15 protein-coding genes are annotated in these 19,579 nt (G+C 64.6%); 10 read left to right on the forward strand and 5 right to left on the reverse strand.

What is annotated here, in order from left to right:
* The first annotated feature begins 124 nt into the window (after window positions 1-124).
* The 3 genes from QAZ22_RS15590 to QAZ22_RS15600 are packed head-to-tail and all read left to right on the forward strand — an operon-like array spanning window position 125 to window position 2,954.
* Window positions 125-937 carry an ATP-binding cassette domain-containing protein gene (locus tag QAZ22_RS15590; RefSeq protein ID WP_278207674.1) on the forward strand — a complete coding sequence of 271 codons (813 nt, stop codon included), beginning with the start codon at window positions 125-127 and terminating at the stop codon, window positions 935-937.
* Window positions 934-2,187: a sugar ABC transporter permease gene (locus QAZ22_RS15595; RefSeq protein WP_278207676.1), complete on the forward strand. Its 1,254-nt coding sequence runs from the start codon at window positions 934-936 to the stop codon at window positions 2,185-2,187. Before QAZ22_RS15590 ends, QAZ22_RS15595 begins: the two co-directional genes overlap by 4 nt.
* A 38-nt stretch (window positions 2,188-2,225) precedes the next feature.
* Window positions 2,226-2,954 carry an SDR family oxidoreductase gene (locus QAZ22_RS15600; protein WP_278207677.1) on the forward strand — a complete coding sequence of 243 codons (729 nt, stop codon included), beginning with the start codon at window positions 2,226-2,228 and terminating at the stop codon, window positions 2,952-2,954.
* 92 nt (window positions 2,955-3,046) lie between these two features.
* On the opposite strand, the gene QAZ22_RS15605 is transcribed toward QAZ22_RS15600, so the two are convergent.
* The 3 genes from QAZ22_RS15605 to QAZ22_RS15615 all read right to left on the reverse strand — a co-directional run bounded on the left by QAZ22_RS15605 (window position 3,047) and on the right by QAZ22_RS15615 (window position 9,131).
* The gene (locus QAZ22_RS15605) at window positions 3,047-4,444 is read right to left on the reverse strand and encodes a hypothetical protein (protein WP_278207679.1); all 1,398 of its coding nucleotides are present in this window, start codon (window positions 4,442-4,444) and stop codon (window positions 3,047-3,049) included.
* Window positions 4,441-7,317: a peroxidase family protein gene (locus tag QAZ22_RS15610; protein ID WP_278207680.1), complete on the reverse strand. Its 2,877-nt coding sequence runs from the start codon at window positions 7,315-7,317 to the stop codon at window positions 4,441-4,443. The genes QAZ22_RS15605 and QAZ22_RS15610 overlap by 4 nt, the downstream gene beginning before the upstream one ends.
* 104 nt (window positions 7,318-7,421) lie before the next feature.
* A complete protein-coding gene (locus QAZ22_RS15615) occupies window positions 7,422-9,131 on the reverse strand; it encodes a thiamine pyrophosphate-binding protein (protein WP_278207681.1) in 1,710 nt (569 codons plus the stop codon).
* A gap of 84 nt (window positions 9,132-9,215) precedes the next feature.
* Here QAZ22_RS15615 and QAZ22_RS15620 point away from each other — a divergent pair, with 84 nt between their 5' ends.
* From QAZ22_RS15620 to otsB, 5 genes are all read left to right on the forward strand, one after another.
* Window positions 9,216-9,365 (forward strand): hypothetical protein, encoded by a 150-nt coding sequence (locus QAZ22_RS15620; RefSeq protein ID WP_278207682.1) that lies wholly within the window; start codon window positions 9,216-9,218, stop codon window positions 9,363-9,365.
* A 163-nt stretch (window positions 9,366-9,528) separates the two neighbouring features.
* Window positions 9,529-10,587 carry a glycosyltransferase family 4 protein gene (locus tag QAZ22_RS15625; protein WP_278207683.1) on the forward strand — a complete coding sequence of 353 codons (1,059 nt, stop codon included), beginning with the start codon at window positions 9,529-9,531 and terminating at the stop codon, window positions 10,585-10,587.
* 43 nt (window positions 10,588-10,630) lie between these two features.
* The gene (locus QAZ22_RS15630) at window positions 10,631-12,793 is read left to right on the forward strand and encodes an amylo-alpha-1,6-glucosidase (RefSeq protein ID WP_278207684.1); all 2,163 of its coding nucleotides are present in this window, start codon (window positions 10,631-10,633) and stop codon (window positions 12,791-12,793) included.
* Window positions 12,794-12,943: 150 nt separating this feature from the next.
* The gene (locus QAZ22_RS15635; RefSeq protein ID WP_278207685.1) at window positions 12,944-14,731 is read left to right on the forward strand and encodes a trehalose-6-phosphate synthase; all 1,788 of its coding nucleotides are present in this window, start codon (window positions 12,944-12,946) and stop codon (window positions 14,729-14,731) included.
* A complete protein-coding gene (otsB, locus tag QAZ22_RS15640) occupies window positions 14,728-15,510 on the forward strand; it encodes a trehalose-phosphatase (RefSeq protein WP_278207686.1) in 783 nt (260 codons plus the stop codon). The genes QAZ22_RS15635 and otsB overlap by 4 nt, the downstream gene beginning before the upstream one ends.
* Before the next feature lie 136 nt (window positions 15,511-15,646).
* On the opposite strand, the gene QAZ22_RS15645 is transcribed toward otsB, so the two are convergent.
* Together QAZ22_RS15645 and QAZ22_RS15650 are read right to left on the reverse strand one after the other, a co-directional pair.
* Window positions 15,647-15,952: a hypothetical protein gene (locus QAZ22_RS15645; protein WP_278207687.1), complete on the reverse strand. Its 306-nt coding sequence runs from the start codon at window positions 15,950-15,952 to the stop codon at window positions 15,647-15,649.
* Window positions 15,953-16,171: 219 nt separating this feature from the next.
* Window positions 16,172-17,203 carry a hydroxyacid dehydrogenase gene (locus QAZ22_RS15650; protein ID WP_278207689.1) on the reverse strand — a complete coding sequence of 344 codons (1,032 nt, stop codon included), beginning with the start codon at window positions 17,201-17,203 and terminating at the stop codon, window positions 16,172-16,174.
* 144 nt (window positions 17,204-17,347) lie between these two features.
* Between QAZ22_RS15650 and QAZ22_RS15655 the strand changes: the two genes are divergently transcribed.
* Window positions 17,348-18,421, forward strand: coding sequence for a LacI family DNA-binding transcriptional regulator (locus tag QAZ22_RS15655; protein WP_278207690.1), 1,074 nt, complete (start codon window positions 17,348-17,350; stop codon window positions 18,419-18,421).
* Between the two features lie 76 nt (window positions 18,422-18,497).
* On the forward strand, window positions 18,498-19,487 hold the full coding sequence (locus QAZ22_RS15660; RefSeq protein ID WP_278072598.1) for a substrate-binding domain-containing protein: 990 nt from the start codon (window positions 18,498-18,500) through the stop codon (window positions 19,485-19,487).
* Window positions 19,488-19,579 lie beyond the last annotated feature (92 nt).

A 19,579-nucleotide genomic window follows, 5' to 3' on the forward strand; every position in this document is an offset into this window, starting at 1 on the left:
CGATGCGGCGCAGCCGCGTCGCTGGCGATATACTCGGCGCGTCGCCAAGGCGACAGCCGGGCGTGTCCGGCCGCTACCTCCTGGCGGCCGGCCATATCGACCGCAAACGGGGAGAAACAGCGCCATGGCAATACCCGACACGCCGTCCACGACAAGCCGCCAGCCGGTGCTCAGCCTGCGCGGCATCTCGAAGAATTTCGGAGCGGTGTCGGCGCTCACCGATGTCGATCTCGATATCAATGCCGGCGAAATCGTCGCGCTGGTCGGCGACAACGGCGCCGGCAAGTCGACGCTGGTGAAGATCCTCGCCGGCGCGCATATGCCGAGTTCGGGTTCGATCACCTTCGATGGCCAGCCGGTGACGCTTGCCAATCCCGCCGCGGCGCTCAAGCTTGGCATCGCGACAGTCTTCCAGGATCTGGCGCTCTGCGAAAACCTCGATGTCGTGGCCAACATCTTCCTTGGCCGCGAGCTCCATCCGCTTCGTCTCGACGAAGTCTCGATGGAGGTGCGCGCCTGGACGCTGCTCAACGAGCTGTCGGCACGCATTCCCAGCGTGCGCGAGCCGGTCGCATCGCTCTCGGGCGGGCAGCGGCAGACGGTCGCGATCGCCCGCTCGCTGCTGATGGAGCCGCGGGTCATTCTCCTCGACGAACCGACCGCCGCGCTGGGCGTCGCGCAGACGGCAGAGGTGCTCAACCTCATCGAGCGCGTGCGGGATCGCGGACTGGGCGTCGTCATGATCAGCCACAACATGGAGGATGTGCGCGCCGTGGCCGACCGCATCGTGGTGCTGAGGCTCGGACGCAACAACGGCATCTTCCTGCCTGGCGCGTCGAACCAGGAACTGGTGACCGCGATAACCGGCGCCGACGACAACGCGGTCTCGCGGCGCGGCAGGCGTGCAGCCGAGAAGGTGCAGGGAGAACAGCCATGACGACGGCTTCCGACCGCAATCCCGGCGCGCTGCTCGATCGCAGCGATGAGCGGCTGAAGGATCGCAGCGGGGCGAAGGGCGCCATCAGAGGCTTTCTCGACCGCGTCCGCTCCGGCGATCTGGGATCGCTGCCGGTGGTCGTCGGACTGGTGCTGATCTGCACCATCTTCCAGACGCTCAATCCGGTCTTCCTGTCGCCGAACAATCTGGTCAACCTTTTGTTCGACTGCTCGACGGTCGGCATCATTTCGCTCGGCATCGTCTGCGTGCTGATGGTCGGCGAGATCGACCTGTCCGTCGGCTCCGTCAGCGGCTTGTCTTCCGCGCTGCTCGGCGTGCTTTGGGTCCAGTGGGGCTGGCCGGTCGCGCTGGCCATCGTCACTGCCATGGCGGTCGGATTCGTAACCGGCTGCGTCTATGCGTTCCTGCTCAACAGGCTCGGCATGCCGAGCTTCGTGTCGACGCTGTCGGGCTTGCTCGCCTTCCTCGGATTGCAGCTCTACATCCTCGGGCCGACCGGCTCGATCAACCTGCCTTACGATTCGCCGCTGGTGAATTTCGGCCAGCTCCTGGTCATGCCGCACTGGGTGTCGTACACGCTGGCGGTGGTGCCCGGCGTGCTCGCCTTGGCTCTCGGCTACCGCAAGGCGCAGCGCCGCCAGGCCGCCGGGCTGTCGTCGCGCTCGTTCGGCGGGCTTCTGCTCCAGGCCGTCGCGATCACGGTTGCGCTCGAGCTGGTGGCTTACTACCTCAACCTGTCGCGCGGCGTGCCCTGGATGTTCGCGCTGTTCGTCGGCCTGGTCGTGGCGATGAACTATGCGCTGAAGCGGACCCAATGGGGCCGCTCGATGACCGCCGTTGGGGGCAACCGCGAAGCGGCGCGCCGCGCCGGCATCAATGTGCGGCTGATCTACACCAGCGCCTTCGCGCTCTGCGCCACGCTGGCGGCTACCGGCGGCCTGCTCTCGGCGGCACGCCTGGCAACCGCCAGCCAGCAGGCCGGCACCGGCGACGTCAACCTCAACGCCATCGCGGCGGCCGTCATCGGCGGCACCAGCCTGTTCGGCGGCCGCGGCAGCGCCTATTCGGCGCTGCTCGGCATCATCGTCATCCAATCCATCGCAAGCGGCTTGACGCTGCTCGATCTGTCATCCTCGCTCCGGTACATGATCACCGGCTGCGTGCTGGCGATCGCGGTCATCGTCGATTCTCTCGCCCGCCGCTCGCGTGTCTCACACGGCCGCGCTTGACAGCTCATCAAGAAGGCGGCTCATCGAAGAGGATCGCAATGTCTGAAAGTCTCTCCGGCAAGGTTGCCGCAATCACCGGCGCTGCCTCCGGCATCGGGCTGGAATGCGCCCGTGCCATGCTCGCCGCCGGCGCCAAGGTCGTCCTGGTCGATCGCGCCGAGGATAAGCTGAAGACGCTCGTCGCCGAGCTCGGCGACAACGCTTCGGCGGTGGTCGCCGACCTGCTCGATCCGGCGAGCGTCGACCGCATGATGCCCGAGATTCTCGAAAAGGCCGGCCGGCTCGATATTTTCCATGCCAATGCCGGCGCCTATGTCGGCGGCGAGGTGGCGGCTGGCGACCCCGACCAGTGGGACCGGATGCTGAACCTCAACATCAACGCCGTGTTCCGCACGGTGCACGCGGTGCTGCCGCACATGATCGAGAAGAAGAGCGGCGACATCATCGTCACCAGTTCCGTCGCCGGCTTCGTTCCCGTGGTCTGGGAGCCGATCTACACGGCGTCGAAATTCGCCGTGCAGGCCTTCGTCCATACGCTCCGCCGCCAGGTGCTGAAACACGGCATCCGCGTCGGCGCCGTCGCGCCCGGTCCGGTGGTGACGGCGCTGCTCAGCGATTGGCCGAAGGCCAAGATGGAAGAGGCGCTGGCGGCCGGCAGCCTGATGGAGCCCAAGGAGGTGGCCGATGCCGTGCTCTTCATGCTGACGCGGCCGCGCAACGTCACCATCCGCGACCTCGTCATCCTGCCGCAGAGCGTGGACATCTGAGACGTCCGACGGCGGCAACTGGATGAGCTGATCGACGTCCTCGACGCTGCCCCCGGAGACCGCCACGAGCGCCACGGCGCATGCCGTCACCATCAGTGCCAGTCGCGCGCGTGGTTGAGATGTACGTCGGTCAGGCCGTTGCGGAAGAAGCGCTGGTAGTAGCCGACATCGACGTGATGCACCTGCAACCATATGCCGGGCACATGAATGGCGTCGCAATGCGCCGGGAAGCGGCCGTGCGTCTCGTAGATGTAGGTGCAGATGTCGCACACGCAGTCGATGACCTCCGGCGTATAGACCGCCGCCTCGCTGAGATAGCGGTGGCCGTAATCGCCCTTGTAGATTTCGGCAAAAAGCTTCTCGTCCGCGTAGAGGCCGCTCTTGCCGAACTTCTCCTCGATCACTTCGGCGACGGCGTCGGCCATCGTGTCGTAGTAGGGCGGCGACATGCCCTTGATCAGGTGCTCGCCCTTGAAGCGCAGGCCGATCGGGTTGCTGCGCAGATTGGAGTATTTCGGCAGTGGTATGTGCCAGCGCAGCAGGTCCATGAGGCACCAGCGCGGCACCGCCACGTCGAAGCCGAGCATGGCGCCGTAAGTCTTTGAGAACTTCGGATCGCCGAGCAGCACCGGCGGGCTGATCGAGCCATGGATCCAGGCGCCGAGCCCCATGGCATCGGCGACGAGGAAGATGTTCTGCAAGAGCAGGTCCGCCTCGATCTGAGTGCGCAGCGAGCCTATCGCGCCGAGCGGGATCTTCAGGTCCTTGTTGAGGAAACCCTTCTTGACCCAGCGCTTGACGCCGGCCGAGCGATAGAAGTTGCGATCGTCGACGATGTGAGGCCGCGCGCCATCGGGCTGGGTGAGCAGGTACATCATGCCGTTGATGTACTGGCGCGAGAGATCGACGACCGGCAGCAGGATGGTGGTGCCCGGCAGGTTGGAGAGGAAGCGGTTGGAATCGAGATAGGCCGGAAAATCGCGCTGGCCTTCGGCGACGTCGAGCCGGCGATCGAGAATCTTCACCTTGGCTTCCCGCGCACGCTCGACCAGTCGCTCCGGCGTGAAGGCGATGTTGCCGTCGGCGGGCGGCGGCATCTTGCGCAGGAAATAGGTGCCTGAGTCGTTGATCAGGAAGAAATGCGTGCCTTGCGCATTGTCGGGGCTGCCCGCGGTGCGGCCGGCCATGGTGAGGTTGGGCTTGGCCATCACCGGCTGCCTCGTCGCCGGATCCTCGAAGGGCCGGTCGGGCATGGTGAGGCCGGTGCAGCCGGTCATGGCGATCAGCACCGCCTCCTCGAGTTCCGACAGCGGCTCGCGCGGCTCTTCGGATTGATAGCTCATGCTGCCGGCGAGCACCGAGCTGCCCTGGCTGACGCGATGAGTACGGCGGCGGAAGATCGCCTCGACCAGCGGCCGCCTCAGCAGTACGTCGAGCCCCGAAGCGATGCCGCCCTTTGCCGTCGGGGCCGGCTTGATCGGCGCCGTCATGGCTTCGCTCCCGCCATGGCCGGGTCGGTGCTTGCGGGCACGATCGGCCGCCAGGGCGCAAACGCGCTCTGCATTCTCGGCAGCACCGAGGCGAGGTCGGGGCAGTGGCGCAGGATCAGGCTGGTCATGCCGTTGTTGGCGATCCAGTCGATGCCGAAAGGCGAGTAGATCTCCGGCCGGTAGTCGACGGTGAGGAAGCGGTCGCTCTGCAGCCGCCGTGACGCCATCAGGATGAAGATGCGGAAGGCGGTGTCGCTGAAGCCGAAGCCCGCCGGCGCCGGCTCGGAGAGCAGGCCGACCACGGTGTCGATCTTGTCGACGTCGCCGTAGATCTGCTTGAGCAGCCGCGCATCCTCGGGGCTCGCGGTGACCTCCTCGAAGCTCCTGATGCGCGGCCGGTGCAGACCGGCACGAAAATCATTGTAGCGCGGCACGCCGCGCCGCCTGGTGCGCACGATGTCGACCACCGAGAGGTCGATGATCTCGTTGTCGCGCTCGAGCTTCAGCAGCGACCTTGGGAAGTTGTGCAAGGCGATCGCGCCGGGATGCGCGACGCCGAAGGAATAGAGCGTGTTGCGCAAGCCGAAGGAGCGCATGATGTCGTCGGCATTGGCGCCCTGTATGTCGAGGAAGCCCTTCTCGGCGATCTTCTCGCCTGACCGGTGGTGGTAGAAGCAATAGTCGTCCGGCAACAGCGGATGCATGCGGTAGACGGTGGTGAAATCCTCGGTCAGCGAATAGGGCGCGGTGTGGTGGTCCGGCATCGTCTTCGGGATACCGGTCGACGCATGCTCGTCGAGCAGCCACAGACCGAATTTGGTCACCCAGTCGTTGGCCGGCGGGCCGTTCCAGTTGCTCGAGAGGCCGACCTCGATCGCCCGCGTGGCGAGGATTGCCGGCGTCCACTCCACCGTATGGATCTTGGCGATGAGCGCCGAGACGATGAGCCGGGCCGTCTGGTAGATGCGCTCGTCGTCCCAGTTCTTGCAGCGCGAGCGCAATTCGTCGCAGAGCAGATTGTGCTCGCGCGCGAACAGCGTGTGCATGGCGCTGAGGCCGAGCCACCAGCTCTCGTTGAAGCCGGTCACCTCGAAGCCTTTGATGTCGACCGGCAGGTGGTTGTCGACCAGCCTGATCTTGGCGCCTTCGCGCAGCATCATCGCCTTGGTGCTGTTCGGACCATAGACCTCCGATCCGTCCCACCAGTGCGAGGCGGCATTGCCGAAATAGATCGGCGGCCAGCCGGGGCCGCGGTCCAGTTGCTGGTTGCCGGCAATGCGCATGACCTCCTCCGGTTTGCCGCCGACGGCGTTCGTCCACTTCATGCCGGGAGGCAGCGGCACGGTAATATCGTTGGTGCCGAGCGGATTGCGGGCATGGTTCACCCAGTCATGCACCTGGAACTGGATCCAGGCGGCGGCAAGGATGTTGAGCGAGCGCGCCGGAATGAACGTCTCGCGATGCAACAGTTTTTCCGCGACGACGACCGGATTCGGCGTGTCGAACAGGTCGGGCGCGTAAGCCGGTTTCAGGTTGCGGCCGAAGGTGGCGCCGACCGCGCCCATCTTCGGCACCGACAGGTCGTTGTAGGTGCCGTCATAGGAGCGCGTCTGCCGCACTTGCTCGGCGATCGGCGGTTGCGGCTCCGGCCGCGCCTCGGGCGGCGCCTCGACCGCTTCCGTGTCGATGAGGTTCTTCTGCCTCAGCACGTAGCGGAAGGCGTCGAGGTTGAGCAGGCTGAGGCGCAACGGCAGCTTGTGCCATTCGACGAAGCGATTGATGGCAACGAAGGACCGGCGCGCAATGGCGCCGAGCACGCGGTTGCGCAGCGGCGCTTCGGTGCGCCAGCGATAGGCGAGCCGATGCGCGGCACTCGCGTCATACACCACCTTGCGCGCCCGGTTGAGATTGCCGAGCGGACGGAACTCGTCGGTCGTGTTCCACGGGTTGAAGGCGAGCTCGTCGATCACCCTCGTGTTGGTGAAGGCCTCGGCGGTGCCGACCGACGGCTGGGTGATGGTAAGCTCCGCCACCTTCACGGGCGGCGAGACGGTTTCGGTCCACTCGACAGCGGTATCCTCGATCGGCGTCGAGCGCTCGTCGATGTAGGGCTGGACACACAGCTCGAAACGGACGTCGCCCGCCGCGAGCCGCGTGGCGAATTCGTTCGACAGATAACTCGCATCCGTTGTGGACGCCTCTGGCGCGGGTGCCGCGCTCGGCACGGGCCGCAGCAGATAGCGCACGGCGAGCGTTTCGCCCCAGCGGATGGCGCCGCGGCTCCAGAAGGTCTCCAGCGCGACGCTGCGCACTTTGCGGTTGCGCCCCTTGGAGACGTTCCTCAGCATGCGGATCACTTCAGCCGGACTGAAGCGGAAGGCGAGGCCGACAAGGCCGATCAGCTTGCCGATCGCGCCGCCCGCGGTCGCCTTGGCGAAGGCGACGAATTGCCGGGCATCGCGAGCATGCGAAACCGGGAAATTGGTGGCCAAAAGGTCGTGCTGCTCCTTGTCCGAAACCTTGACGCGCAGCGCCACGCCGCGCAGGTCGGGCTTGTAGTCGGGCTGGCCCGAGGCGTTCGCGTTGGAGAAGCGCACGATCGCCGGATAGGATTTTCCCGGCTGGGCGAAGCCGGCGCGGAAGTCGGCGGGAAGATCGTCATTGAAGCGCAGCGTCGCGTCGATCGAGGCGAAGATCGGCTTGGCATGGAAAGCGCGCCGGATGCCCGCCGTCTTGGAGCGCCGCCTGGTCTTCAGCTGGACATGCATCATGTCCTGCGCCAGCCGCTCGAACAGCAGGCGCTCATCCTCCGCCGAGCCTTGCGGTATTTCGCGCCAAATCGTCGTTGCTTGCCTGCCTGGTTGCGTCAACAACGCTGCCTCCCTGGCTCGAAGCGGTTCAGCGTTTGTCAGGCTTGCCGAACCGCACCAACTCTTTGTTTTCACGGAAAACCGCTGTGCAGTTTTCCTAGAATTGCCTAATCCGGGCGGATGCGCTCCGCGATCATTTCGGCGACGCCGGCGACCACACCCTCGGGCGAGGCGCTGTAGTGCGGCAGCGCCAGGCGCGTGATGTGGGCGTCGATGATCGCGGGCTTGCCGAGCGCCAGCGCGTCCTCGAGCGCGGCTTCGAATTCTTCCAGAGTCTCGACGCGATAACCCTTCGCGCCGCAGGCCTGGGCGTAGGCGACGTAGTCGGGATTGCCGAAATCGACCAGGCCGTATTCCTGGTAGGATTGCAGCTGGTAGAGCTTGATCAGCTGGAACTCGGCGTTGTTGAAGACGATCCAGATCACCGGGATGTCGTATTGGACGGCGGTGAGCAGCTCGAAGCCCGAGAGCAAATAGCAGCCGTCGCCGCAGCCGACGATCACCGTCCGCTCGGGATGGGCTAGCTTGACGCCTAGCGCGCCGTTGACGTTGCCCGCCATCGGGCCGAAACCGCCGGGCTTGCGGAAATTCTGGCCCGGCGCGATCTGCAGATAGTAGCCGAGCCAGGCGAGGTGCGCGCCGGCATCGGCGAGAACGATGGCATTGTCAGGCAGCCGTTTCGACAGCGACTGCGCCATCTGGCCGGGATGGATCTTGCCGGTGAGATGGAGGATGTGCTCGTCGCTGTAGTCGGTCGCCTCGCGGTCTGCCGGCGGGCTCGGCTCGAGCAAGCCCGACATCTTGTCGAGCAGAGCGCCGACGGCCAGCCTGGCGTCGCCGATGATGGCGCCGTCGGCCTTGTAGACCTTGTCGATCTCGCCGATGTCGATGTTGATGTGGATGAGCTTGCGGCCGGCGAACAGGTCGTCGCGGAAGCCGAAGGTGGCGTGCTGGGCGAAGGAATTGCCGACGGCAAGGACGACATCCGCCTCGAGGAAAGCCTTCCAGGCGGCGCTGTGGCCGCTGTCGCAGAAGACACCGGCGCACAGAGGGTGCCGCTCGGCTATGATGCCCTTGCCGTCCAGCGTGGTCGCGAAGGGGATCTGATAGCGTTCGACGAGTTGCTTCAGCTCGTGGCCGGCGCCGCTCTTCACCGCGCCGAAGCCGATCAGCGCCAGGAGCTTCTTGCCCTTCTCCAGCGCCTCCACCAGCGTTTCGGCCACGTCCTGCACCCGAGCCGGGTCGGGCAGGACAGGCTTCACCCGAAGATCGATCGGACGGAAATTGTCGACCGAAACGCCGTGATCGGTGAGGTCTTCCGGCACATGGATATGGACGGGGCCTGGCCTGCCCTCGAAGGCGATGTTGACGGCTTCTTCCAGCACATCGCAAGTTTTCGAGGCATCGGTGAGCAGGAAGGATTTCTTCGTCGTCGCGGCAAACATCGCCTGCGAGTTCGGCGTGCGGCTCACGCCCGACGTCTCGTTCAGTGCGCCTTTGCCGGTCCATGTGCGCGAGGCGTAACCGGAGATGGCAAGCACAGGGTAGGAATCCGACATCGCGACCGCAAGTCCGGAGAACAGGTTGAAGGCGCCGGGGCCGGCCGTGGCGAAGCAGACGCCGAGGCGGCCCGATAACATGGCATAGCCGCAGGCGATGAAGGATGCAGCCTGCTCATGCCGCGTGATCACCGGCCGGATCGACTTGGAGTGTTTCAGCGCCAGCATCAGCCCGGCGGCATTTTCGCCCGCGCCGCCGAATGCGGCGCCGACGCCGATCCCCTCCAGCCCTTTGACGATCGCCTCGTAGACCCGCATCCGCATCGCCCCCGATTGCGCTTCCGGCCTGCGCGATCGAAGGGGTCCGATGTCGCGCGGTGGAATGGGCAGAAGTATTTACAAATGGAATCAATAGGCCCGGCAATTTATGCTTCTGGCCGCGTGCTGACTGTGAAACAGCTAACATTCATGGAAAATGGAGAAGAAGCTCAAGGCAGAAAAGCCAAGTATTTCCAACGCAAGGGACTGCACGCGCCCGAAAAGATCGGCTAGGCGCCGGCGACCAAAGTGGGGGCCAGCCGTCGGCCGGCCATTCGCCGTATAGCCGCGCTCTCGCGAGCGCCCGGCGCCATATACTCCGCCACATGCGGCCGATTGGGAGGAACGATCTCGCGGCTGACGCATTTTGGTTCCCGTCAACAGTTTGAGGGAATCCATGCGCATTGCCCATGTCGCGCCGCTCTATGAATCCGTCCCCCCGAGATTTTATGGCGGCACGGAGCGCATCGTCTATTATCTCACCGAAGCGCTGGTGGAACTGGGACACGACGTGACGCTGTTCGCGAGCGGCGACAGCGAGACCTCGGCGCGGCTGGTGCCGGGCCGCGACCAGGCGATCCGCCTCGACCCGCGGCCGAAGAAATCGGAAATCGCTGCGCATCTGGCGATGCTTGCCGACGTGCGCGAGCGGGCCGACGAATTCGACGTCATCCATTTCCATCTCAGCCATTTCGCGCATTTTCCGTTCTTCGAGCACATGTCGGGTCGAACGGTGACGACGCCGCATGGCAGGCTCGACTATGTCGACCTGGCGCCGGCCTACAAGCGCTTCCCGCGCTTTCCGATGATCTCCATCTCGCACAGCCAGAAGCGGGGATTGCCCGACGCCAACTGGCTGGCGACGATCCATCACGGGATCCCGGTCGATGCCTATCAGCCCACGTATGACCCGTCACCCGAAGAGCCGTATCTAGCCTTCCTCGGGCGCCTTTCGCGTGACAAACGGCCGGACCGAGCGATCGAGATCGCGCGCCGGTCCGGATTGAGGCTGAAGCTGGCCGCCAAGATCGGCGATGACGACCGCGCCTATTTTCACGACGAGATCGAGGCGCTCATCGACGGCGACCGCGTCGATTATGTCGGCGAGATCGCGGAAGACGAGAAGGCCGGCTTTCTCGGCAACGCCGCGGGCCTTCTGTTCCCCATCGACTGGCCGGAGCCGTTCGGCCTGGCTCCGGTCGAGGCCATGGCTTGCGGCACGCCGGTGATCGCCTGGAACTGCGGCGCCCTGCCGGAGATCATCGACCAGGGCGTGACCGGCTTCGTCGTGGACACCGCCGATGAGGCCGTCGCCGAGATCCCCACCCTTCTCGAACTTGATCGACGGCGGGTGAGGGCGGCCTTCGAAAAGCGGTTTTCAGCCACCAGGATGGCACGCGACTATCTCGCCGCCTATATGCGCCTGATCGGCATCCGGGAGGCGAGAGCCTCCTGATCGGCATTGTCTTCGGGGGCGGGACAAAACGAAGAGGTGACGAATGACGCAACTCGACGAGCGAAAGCTCGATCCCGCGGTGGCCCTTGCCTCACTCGACGAGACGGCACCGCGGGAGCCGCATCGGCTGTTCGCGCTCAAACAGGGCGACTGTTTTGCCGTCACGGACGCCTATGGCGACATCAGGGGCGCCGGCGACGGTTTCTTTCGCGACGATACGCGCGTCCTCTCCGAATTCCGCCTGACGGTCGGCGGCAGACCGATGTCGCTGCTTGGCGCCTCGCTCAGTCAGGACAATGTGCTGTTCACCAGCAACCTGACCAACCTGCCGATCCAGAGCGCCGCCGGCCGCGACATTCCGCAAGGCGCGATTCATATCGAGCGCGTCAGGCTGATCTGGCAGGATCGGCTGTTCGATCGCATCACGCTTTCCAACTACAGCCGCGAGCACTCGACCATTGCCGTCTCGTTGCATTTCGCCGCCGACTTCCGGGACATGTTCGAGGTGCGCGGCTCGACGCGGCCGAAGCGCGGAACGGTCCATGTCGCCAAGACCGACAAGGCGTCGGTGCTGCTCGGCTATGACGGTCTCGACGGGTTGCCGCGCCTGTCGGTGATTTCCTTCTCGCAAGCCCCTGACCGGTTGGGCGACAATCGCGCCGATTTCCTGATCGCGGTCACCAAGCGCAGCAGCAAAGTGCTTTATGTCGAAGTCGGTCCGGAGGTCGCCGACATACCCGGGCGCGACCGCTTCCGCGCCGCCGCGGCCCGCGCCCGATTCGGCATGCGCGCCAAGCGCCGGCACGGCGCCACGGTGCACAGTTCCGGTCGCGTGTTCAACGACTGGGTCGAGCGCGCACGCGCCGATGTCGCGCTGCTCACCACCGAGCTCTCGACCGGGCCTTATCCCTATGCCGGCATCCCGTGGTTCTCGACGGCCTTCGGCCGCGACGGCGTGATCTCGGGACTGCAGATGCTGTGGCTCAATCCCGGTCTCGCGCGCGGCGTGCTGGCGTTTCTGGCCGAGCATCAGGCGACGGAGACGTCGCCCTTCATCGATTCCCAGCCGGGCAAGATCATGCACGAGACCCGTAAGGGTGAGATGGCGGCGCTGCGCGAGCTTCCTTTCGGCCGCTACTATGGCGGCGTCGACACGACCCCGCTCTACATTCATCTCGCCTGCGCCTATGCCGACCGCACCGGCGACATGGCTTTCATCGATACCCTCTGGCCATCGCTCAAGGCGGCCGCCGAATGGACGGAAGAGGCAAGCCGGGCGACAGGTTTCGTCACTTACCAGCGTGGGGCCGAGTCCGGGCTCGCCAACCAGGGCTGGAAGGACAGCATCGACTCCGTCTTCCATGCCGATGGCCGCATGCCTAAAGGACCGATCGCGCTGGTCGAGGTGCAAGGCTATGTCTTTGCCGCTTACCGCGGCCTTGCCGCGCTCGCGCGCCGCCGCGGCGAATTCGCCGATGCCGAGCACTGGGAAAACCTCGCCGAGGAAATGCGGCTGGCCGTCGAGCGCGACTTCTGGATGGACGATCTCAACTTCTACGCCCTTGCCATCGACGGTGAGGGCGAGCCCTGCAAGGTGCGAACGTCGAACGCCGGGCATCTGCTCTATGTCGGGCTGTCGCAGCCGGAGCGAGCCAAGATGGTCGCCGACCAGTTGCTGTCGGCCTCCTTCCATTCCGGTTGGGGAGTGAGGACGCTCGCCGACGACGCGATCTTCTTCAACCCGATGTCCTACCACAACGGCTCGATCTGGCCGCACGACACGGCGCTCTGCGGCGTCGGCCTGGCGCGCTATGGCGAGCGCGAGAGCGTGGTGCGACTGATGAGCGGCACCTTCGAGTCGGCCGTGCATTTCAACATGCGCCTGCCGGAGCTGTTCTGCGGCTTCACCCGAGCGCCGGGCGAGGCGCCGATCGCCTATCCGGTCGCCTGCCTGCCGCAGGCCTGGTCGGCAGGCTCAACCTTCATGTTGATGCAGGCCTGCCTCGGCCTGGAGATCGATGGCTGGGAAGGTGAATTGCACATTACGCGCCCAAGGCTGCCGGCTGGCATCGACACACTCACGCTTCGGCATCTATCGGTTGGCGACAGATCTGTCGACCTCACCTTCCAGCGTGTCGGCGACCGCGTCGTTGCCTTCCTCGCTGATCGGCATGAGGGCCTGGTGCCGCTTATTGTGCGCACGTAAGCGGAATTCTGCAAGTACGCGTCGGATAATCGAAAAATGTCGGAACCGACGACCGGTTTACGCGTTTGCAAATTCGTACCGGTCTACCGCTCCGCAGCCGGCAAGAACGAAAAACAAAATAGCGGACAGCCGGAGGCAACCTGGCATTCAATGATACAATATGGCGTCGACCTTTGGTGGGTCCTTATTCTAGCAAGTCTGACACTTTCCGCTCTGGCGATCTTCATTTCAATATTCCGGCACCGCCGCCGGCATCCGAAGGACGTGAACACGTTCGCCTTGGGTGAGGACGTCGCCTCGGAAACCGCGCGCAAGGTGCTGCGCGAATTCGAGAAGAACGGACAGTCGGTCGATGCCGCCCTCGTCACCTGGTCGCCGGAGACGTTGCGCAAGATCCTCACCGAGGATCTGCCGGACGCACAGGTCATCGTCGTTTCCAATCGCGAGCCCTACATCCACAACGAGGACAAGAATGGCGATGTCGAACTCGTCGTGCCCGCAAGCGGACTGGTTTCGGCACTCGAGCCGATCACCCGCGCCTGCGCGGGCACGTGGATCGCCTATGGCGGCGGCAGCGCCGACCACCTGGTGGTGGACGGGGACGACCGTGTGCAGGTGCCCCCTGGCAGTCCCTCCTACACGCTGCGCCGGGTCTGGCTGACGGACGAGCAATATCAGGGTTACTATCTGGGCTTTGCCAATGAGGGCCTGTGGCCGCTCTGCCATATCGCCTTCACCCGCCCGATCTTTCGCGATTCCGACTGGGAAGCCTACGAAGCCGTCAACCGCAAATTCGCCGATACCGTGGTCGCCGAGGCGCGCAACAACCGGCCGATCGTGCTGGTGCAGGACTATCACTTTGCGCTTTTGCCGCGCATGATCCGCGAGCGGCTGCCAGAGGCGATCGTCATCACCTTCTGGCACATCCCATGGCCGAACTCCGAGGTGTTCAGCATCTGCCCGTGGCGCGAGCGCATCCTCGACGGCCTGCTCGGCAGCTCCATCATAGGCTTCCACACGCAATTCCATGCCAACAACTTCACCGAAAGCGTCGACCGCTTCATGGAGAGCCGGATCGAGCGCGCGGATGCCGCCGTGTCCTATGGCGGCCAGACGACCTTGGTGCATGCCTATCCGATCTCGATCGAATGGCCCGTCGAGTTGTTGAGGGCCCTGCCTTCGGTCGAAGAATCCCGGCAGCACATCCGCGAGCGGTTCGGCATTCCGGCCGATGCCAAGCTCTGCGTCGGCGTCGAGCGGCTCGACTACACCAAGGGCATCCTCGACCGCTTCCACGCGCTGGAGGAGCTGTTCATTCGCCACCCCGAGACGATCGGCCAGGTGGTGTTCCTGCAGATCGCCGCGCCCAGCCGAGGCTCGCTGCCTGCCTACAAGCAGCTGCATGAGGAATGCCAGCGCTTAGCCGAGGAGCTCAACGAGCGCTACGGCAGCGAGAATTACCGTCCTGTGGTCCTGGTGGCCGCGCATCACTCCCAGAAGGACGTCTACGAAATCTACCGGGCGGCCGACATCTGTCTGGTCACCAGCCTGCATGACGGCATGAATCTCGTCGCCAAGGAGTTCGTCGCCGCACGAGACGACGAGCAGGGCGTGCTTCTGCTCAGCACCTTCGCCGGCGCATCGCGCGAGCTGCTGGAGGCGCTGATCGTCAACCCCTACGACGCGGCGATGATGAGCGAGGTCATGCTGCAGGCGCTGACCATGGGGCCGGAGGAGCAGCGTGGGCGCATGCGGCGCATGCGCGAAATCGTCCGCGACAACAATGTCTATCGCTGGGCCGGCAGCATGCTGCTCGACGCGGCGCGGCTGAGGAAGCGCGACGAGCTCGACCGGGTCACCGCATTATCCGACCGGTCGGTGAACGGCGACAATGTCGTCTCCATGTTCGAACGCAAGCAGGCAGTCGGATTCCGATGAATATCCAGACAGATTTGACGCCGCGCCTTTCCGACGGCCGGTGGGCGCTCTTCCTCGACATTGACGGCACCTTGCTGGAGCATGCCGCCCATCCGGACAGCGTGTCGGTCAGCGACGGCCTGCGGCTCCTCCTGGAGACGATCGAACGGCGTCTGGACGGCGCGCTCGCCTTCATCACCGGCCGTTCGATCGCGGCCGTCGACGGACTGTTCGATCCCTTGAAGCTGCGGATCGCCGGCCTCTATGGGCTGGAGCACAGGCTGACGCCGGACGGTCAAATCGAGGCCGCCGACGAGCCGGCGGACATGGCAGCACTTGCCGACGAGATCGAGCTGGAGCTGGCAAGCAAGTCCGTCTATGTCGAGCGCAAGGGCCCGGTGCTCGCCATTCACACAAGGGCGGCCCCGCATCTTCTGGCGCGCGCGACGGAACTGGTCGAGGCGGCACTTGCCCGCCTGCCGGAAGGGTACAGGGTCATCGCGGGTAACGCGGGGGTCGAACTGATGCCGCTCGAAGCCGCCAAAGGCGCCGCGATCCGGCGCTTCATGCAGCTCGATCCGTTCAGCGGCAGACGCCCGGTGTTCCTTGGCGACGACACGTCCGACGAAAACGGCTTTGAGACCGTCAATGCCGCGGGCGGGATCTCGATCCGCGTGAAGCCGCAGGGCGAGACCGCGGCACGTTTCGCCATTGCCGACGTCGCCAGCGCGATCGCCTGGCTTGAAGCCAATTTCGGCGGCGGCGCCGAACAGGCGAGCCGCGGCGATCTCGTTGCCTAAGCGTCTCATCGTTTCACGGAAACGGCGAGCCGCTCTCTTTGTTTTGATGCAATTCCGGACGGACAACCGCTGCACACTTTTCCTGGAAAAACGGCCCCGCGAACGGGGCCGTAGCATATTCGCCTACACTGACTGCCTACTTGCTGCCGCCGTTCTCCTTGACGCTGCTGCAGAACTCCGGATGGGTGTTGGCCGCGTTGGCGTTCTTGGCCTCGTCGGCACATGCGGTCATCATCGCCGTTTGATCCTCCGGCGACAGTGCCTTCCACGCCTTCACGAAGGCGTCCTTGCTGACCATCGTCTTCATGCTGGAGTCGGTATAGAAAGGCTGCATCTTGGCCGGATCGTCGAGCGCCGAAGTACCAGTCTGTCCGGCGGCGAGTGCGGAGCCGGCAACCATCGAAAGCGCCATCGCGCCGAAGCAGATCATCTTGACGTTCATGACATAGACCTCCTGTTTCTCCGGATCGTTCGAGAAACGATCATGTCATCAACGGAAGATTTGGATCAAAGTTCCTCTACTTCATGCAACGCAGAAAAGGTTTTTCTGAGCAAGCTTACAAGCGAGAAACTTCTCATCACCCGCCGTTAAGTTTGGTTGTTCTGCTTCAGGATGCAATCATTAGTGGGAAATTCCGCTGCCTGGCCGACAAGGCGCGGATCAGTTCCTATCGACCGGTTTGGAGCGCATCCGCGAGACGGTCTCGCGCTCGGCGCGCTTGGAGCGCATCGGCGGCAGGCCGCGGTCGACAAGGTCCATGTCCTCCAGCACCATGTCGCCCATGCGCTTGAAGGCGACGTCGAGCGCGCCGGCGCGGTGGGCCGAACGCAGGAAGCCGGGCAGCGCGCGCACCGGATGCTTTTTCGCCAGCGGCTCTTCCGGGAAGACATCGCTGGCGGCAACGATGTGGCCGCTTCGCACGGCCTCCATCAAGGCCGCGAAATCGACGACGCCGGCGCGGCTGAGCAGGATAAAGGCGGCCCCTTTGCGCATTTTCGCGAAAGCGTCGGCGCCGAGAAAACCCTGGTTCTCGCTGGTCACCGACGCGACGACGAAGACGAAGTCGCTTTCCGACAGCACCTTGTCGAGAGAAGAGGGCTCGACGCCATGCTCGACCAGCACGGAAGGCGGCAGCCACGGATCATAGACCCTGGTGCGGGTGCGGAAGCCAGAGAGCAGCCGGTTGAGCGCGCGGCCGAGATCGCCGAAGCCGATGATGCCGACATCGGCACCGGAGAGGAGACGCGCGGTCTGGTTGCCGTCGCCGCCCCAAAGCTCCTTGCCCTGCCGGAAGGCGAGATCGGCATCGACGATGCCGCGCGCTAGGTTGAGCGCCATGGCAAGGCCCAGCTCGGCGACCGGCTCGGCGAAGACCAGTCCGGTGGTGACGACGTGGATGCCGCGGGCAAACAGCGTCTCATAGGGCATGTTGTTGATGAGGTTGGTCTCGACATTGAAGATGCAGCGCAGCGCCTTCAATTTCTCCAGCGTTTCGGGCGCGATCGGCGGCTGGCCGACGATGTAGCGCGCTTGGGCAAGCACATCGGCTGGCAACTTCGCCACGCCTTCGGGCGTTGTCTCGACGATGCGATATTTCCTGCGAAACAGCGCCAGCTGCGGCGGCGTGAAGATCAGATCGAGCGTGCGCGGTTCGGGCGCGCTGATCACCAGCGGCAAGGCTTTGGCGGACATGATTTTTCCTCCCGGCGCGATTGGATCGCGTCAATCACATCTGCGTTTTTTACTCCGGATGAAACGATTTACAACAGCGAAAAATCGATTTATCGGTTATATTAGTCAGAGGACAGGCGATTGCCTGTCCTCAGGAGGAGGCTAATGGCGCAACAGGAAGCCCAGCAGCGGCGCCCGTCGATCCACGACGTGGCAAGCCACGCCGGCGTGTCCGCGGCGACCGTCTCCAAGGTGCTGTCCGGCGTCACCACGGTGAAGCCGGAAAACGCACAGCGCGTCCTCGATGCCGTCGAGCTTCTGGGCTACCGCGTCGATCCGCTCGCTTCCGACATGCGCAGGGCCAAGCGCCGCATCATCGGCGCCATCATGCCGGAGTTCGAAAGCGAGTTCTTCGGCCAGATGGTGAGCGAACTCGAAGGCCTTGCCGAACAGCGCGGCTATACGCTCGTCGCCGCCTCCAGCCGTGAATCGGAACAGCGCGAGAAGGAGATCCTTGCCCGCATGCACGACTGGCGGGTCGCAGGCGTCGTGCTGGCGCCGGTGCGCAACGAGCATGGGCCGGCGGCCGCCTTCATGAAGGCCAACGGCATGACCGGCGTGCTGATCGACCGCGTGCTTGCCGACGATGCCTTCGATACGGTTTCAGCGGACAGCGCGGCGGCAAGTGCCGAAGTGGCGCGCGCGCTTGTCGGCCAGGGCCATCGCCACATCCTCGTCGTCGGCCTCGGCCAGCAGGCGGCGACGGTGCGCGCTCGCCTCGAAGGGTTTCGCAACACCGCACTCGAGCTTGCGCCCGACATTCGTATCGACGTCGTGCTCTGCGAAAGCGACGTCGAACCGCTGCGGACGCTGCTGCGCGACTATTTCAGCAAGCGCGAAGCCGGCGACGACCGGCCGACGGCGGTCTATTCCCTCTTCCTCAAGGGCACGCTGGTAGCGCTGTCGGAATTCCGGCGGCGCGGCTGGCATTGCCCGAACGACATCTCGCTGGTCGGCTTCGACGATGCCGAATGGATGCAGGTGACCTGGCCGGCGATCGCCGCGGTGGTGCAGCCGGTGCGCGAGATCGCCGGCAACGCGATGGAGGTTTTGTTTCGCAGGATCGAAGGCGAGGGGGGGCCGCCAAGGGCGCGGCTCGAACCCTGCAAGGTGTTGATGCGGGAATCCGTTGGCTCGCCAGGCAGCGTCCCGCATTCCGGGGGAGGAGACCGACAATAGCCCCCATTGTCGACAGCGGAAGAAAGGCGCCGGCCCTGGCCGAGGCATCCGGCGCAAACAACAAACGGAGGATGGAATGACATCGCTTTTCCCAAAGATAAATCGATTTACCATTGCCTTGGGCGTGGTTCTTGCCGTTTCGGCTATTGGCGCCGCCAAGGCGGAGGACGGCGAATACGGCGTGTTGATGAAGACCTTGGCCAATCCGTTCTGGGGTGCGATGGCCCAGGGCGTCGCCGACGGCGCCAAGGAAGCCGGCGTGAAATACTTCCAGCAGGCGGCCGAAAGCGACCAGGCGGCCGAGCCGCAGCTCAACCTCTGCAACACGATGCTCGAGCGCAAGCCGGTGGCGATGATCACCGCCGCCATCAACTCGACCAACCTCTTGCCCTGCCTGAAGTCGGCGCAGGACGCCGGCATCAAGATCGTCGACCTCGACAACAACCTCGACCAGGCGGTGCTCGACAAGGAAGGCGTCAAGGTTACCTTCCACATCGGTTCCGACAACGTCGCTGCCGGCGCGCAAGGGGCGGAATATCTCGTCTCCAAGCTCGGCAAGGACGCCAAGGGGCCGGTGCTGGTGATCGAGGGCCTCTCCGGCAACATCACCGGCGAGAAGCGCGCCAAGGGCTTTGCCGACAAGCTGAAGGAACTTGCGCCGGGGCTGCAGATCGTCGCTTCATTGCCGGGCGACTGGGATCGCGGCAAGGCGGCCTCGATCGCCACCGACACGCTGACCGCGCATCCTGATCTCGTCGCCATCTTCTGCGCCAATGACGGCATGGCGCTGGGCGCGGTGGAATCGGTCTATGCGGCCGGCAAGGGCCAGCAGGTGACGATGATCGGCGTCGACGGCAATGTCGATGCTGTGAAGTCGATCAAGGAAGGCCGCCTCAACGCTTCCGTCGCGCAGCTGCCCTATCTGGTCGGCAAGCAGGCGGTAGAGAACGTCAAGAAGGCGCTCGCCGGCGAGAAGGTCGAGGAAAGCATCGCCGTGCCCACCCTGGTGCTGACCAAGGACGTGCTCGACGCCGGCAAGGAGCCGATGCTGCAATATGTGAAGTGAGGAAATAGGCAGTAGGCAGTAGGCGATCCGAGCGGTTCGATCGCTCGGATCGCTTCCATATTTTCACTACTGCCTAAGCCCTACTGCCTAGT

It is taken from the genome of Mesorhizobium sp. WSM4906, from assembly GCF_029674625.1.
Taxonomy (GTDB): Bacteria; Pseudomonadota; Alphaproteobacteria; order Rhizobiales; family Rhizobiaceae; genus Mesorhizobium.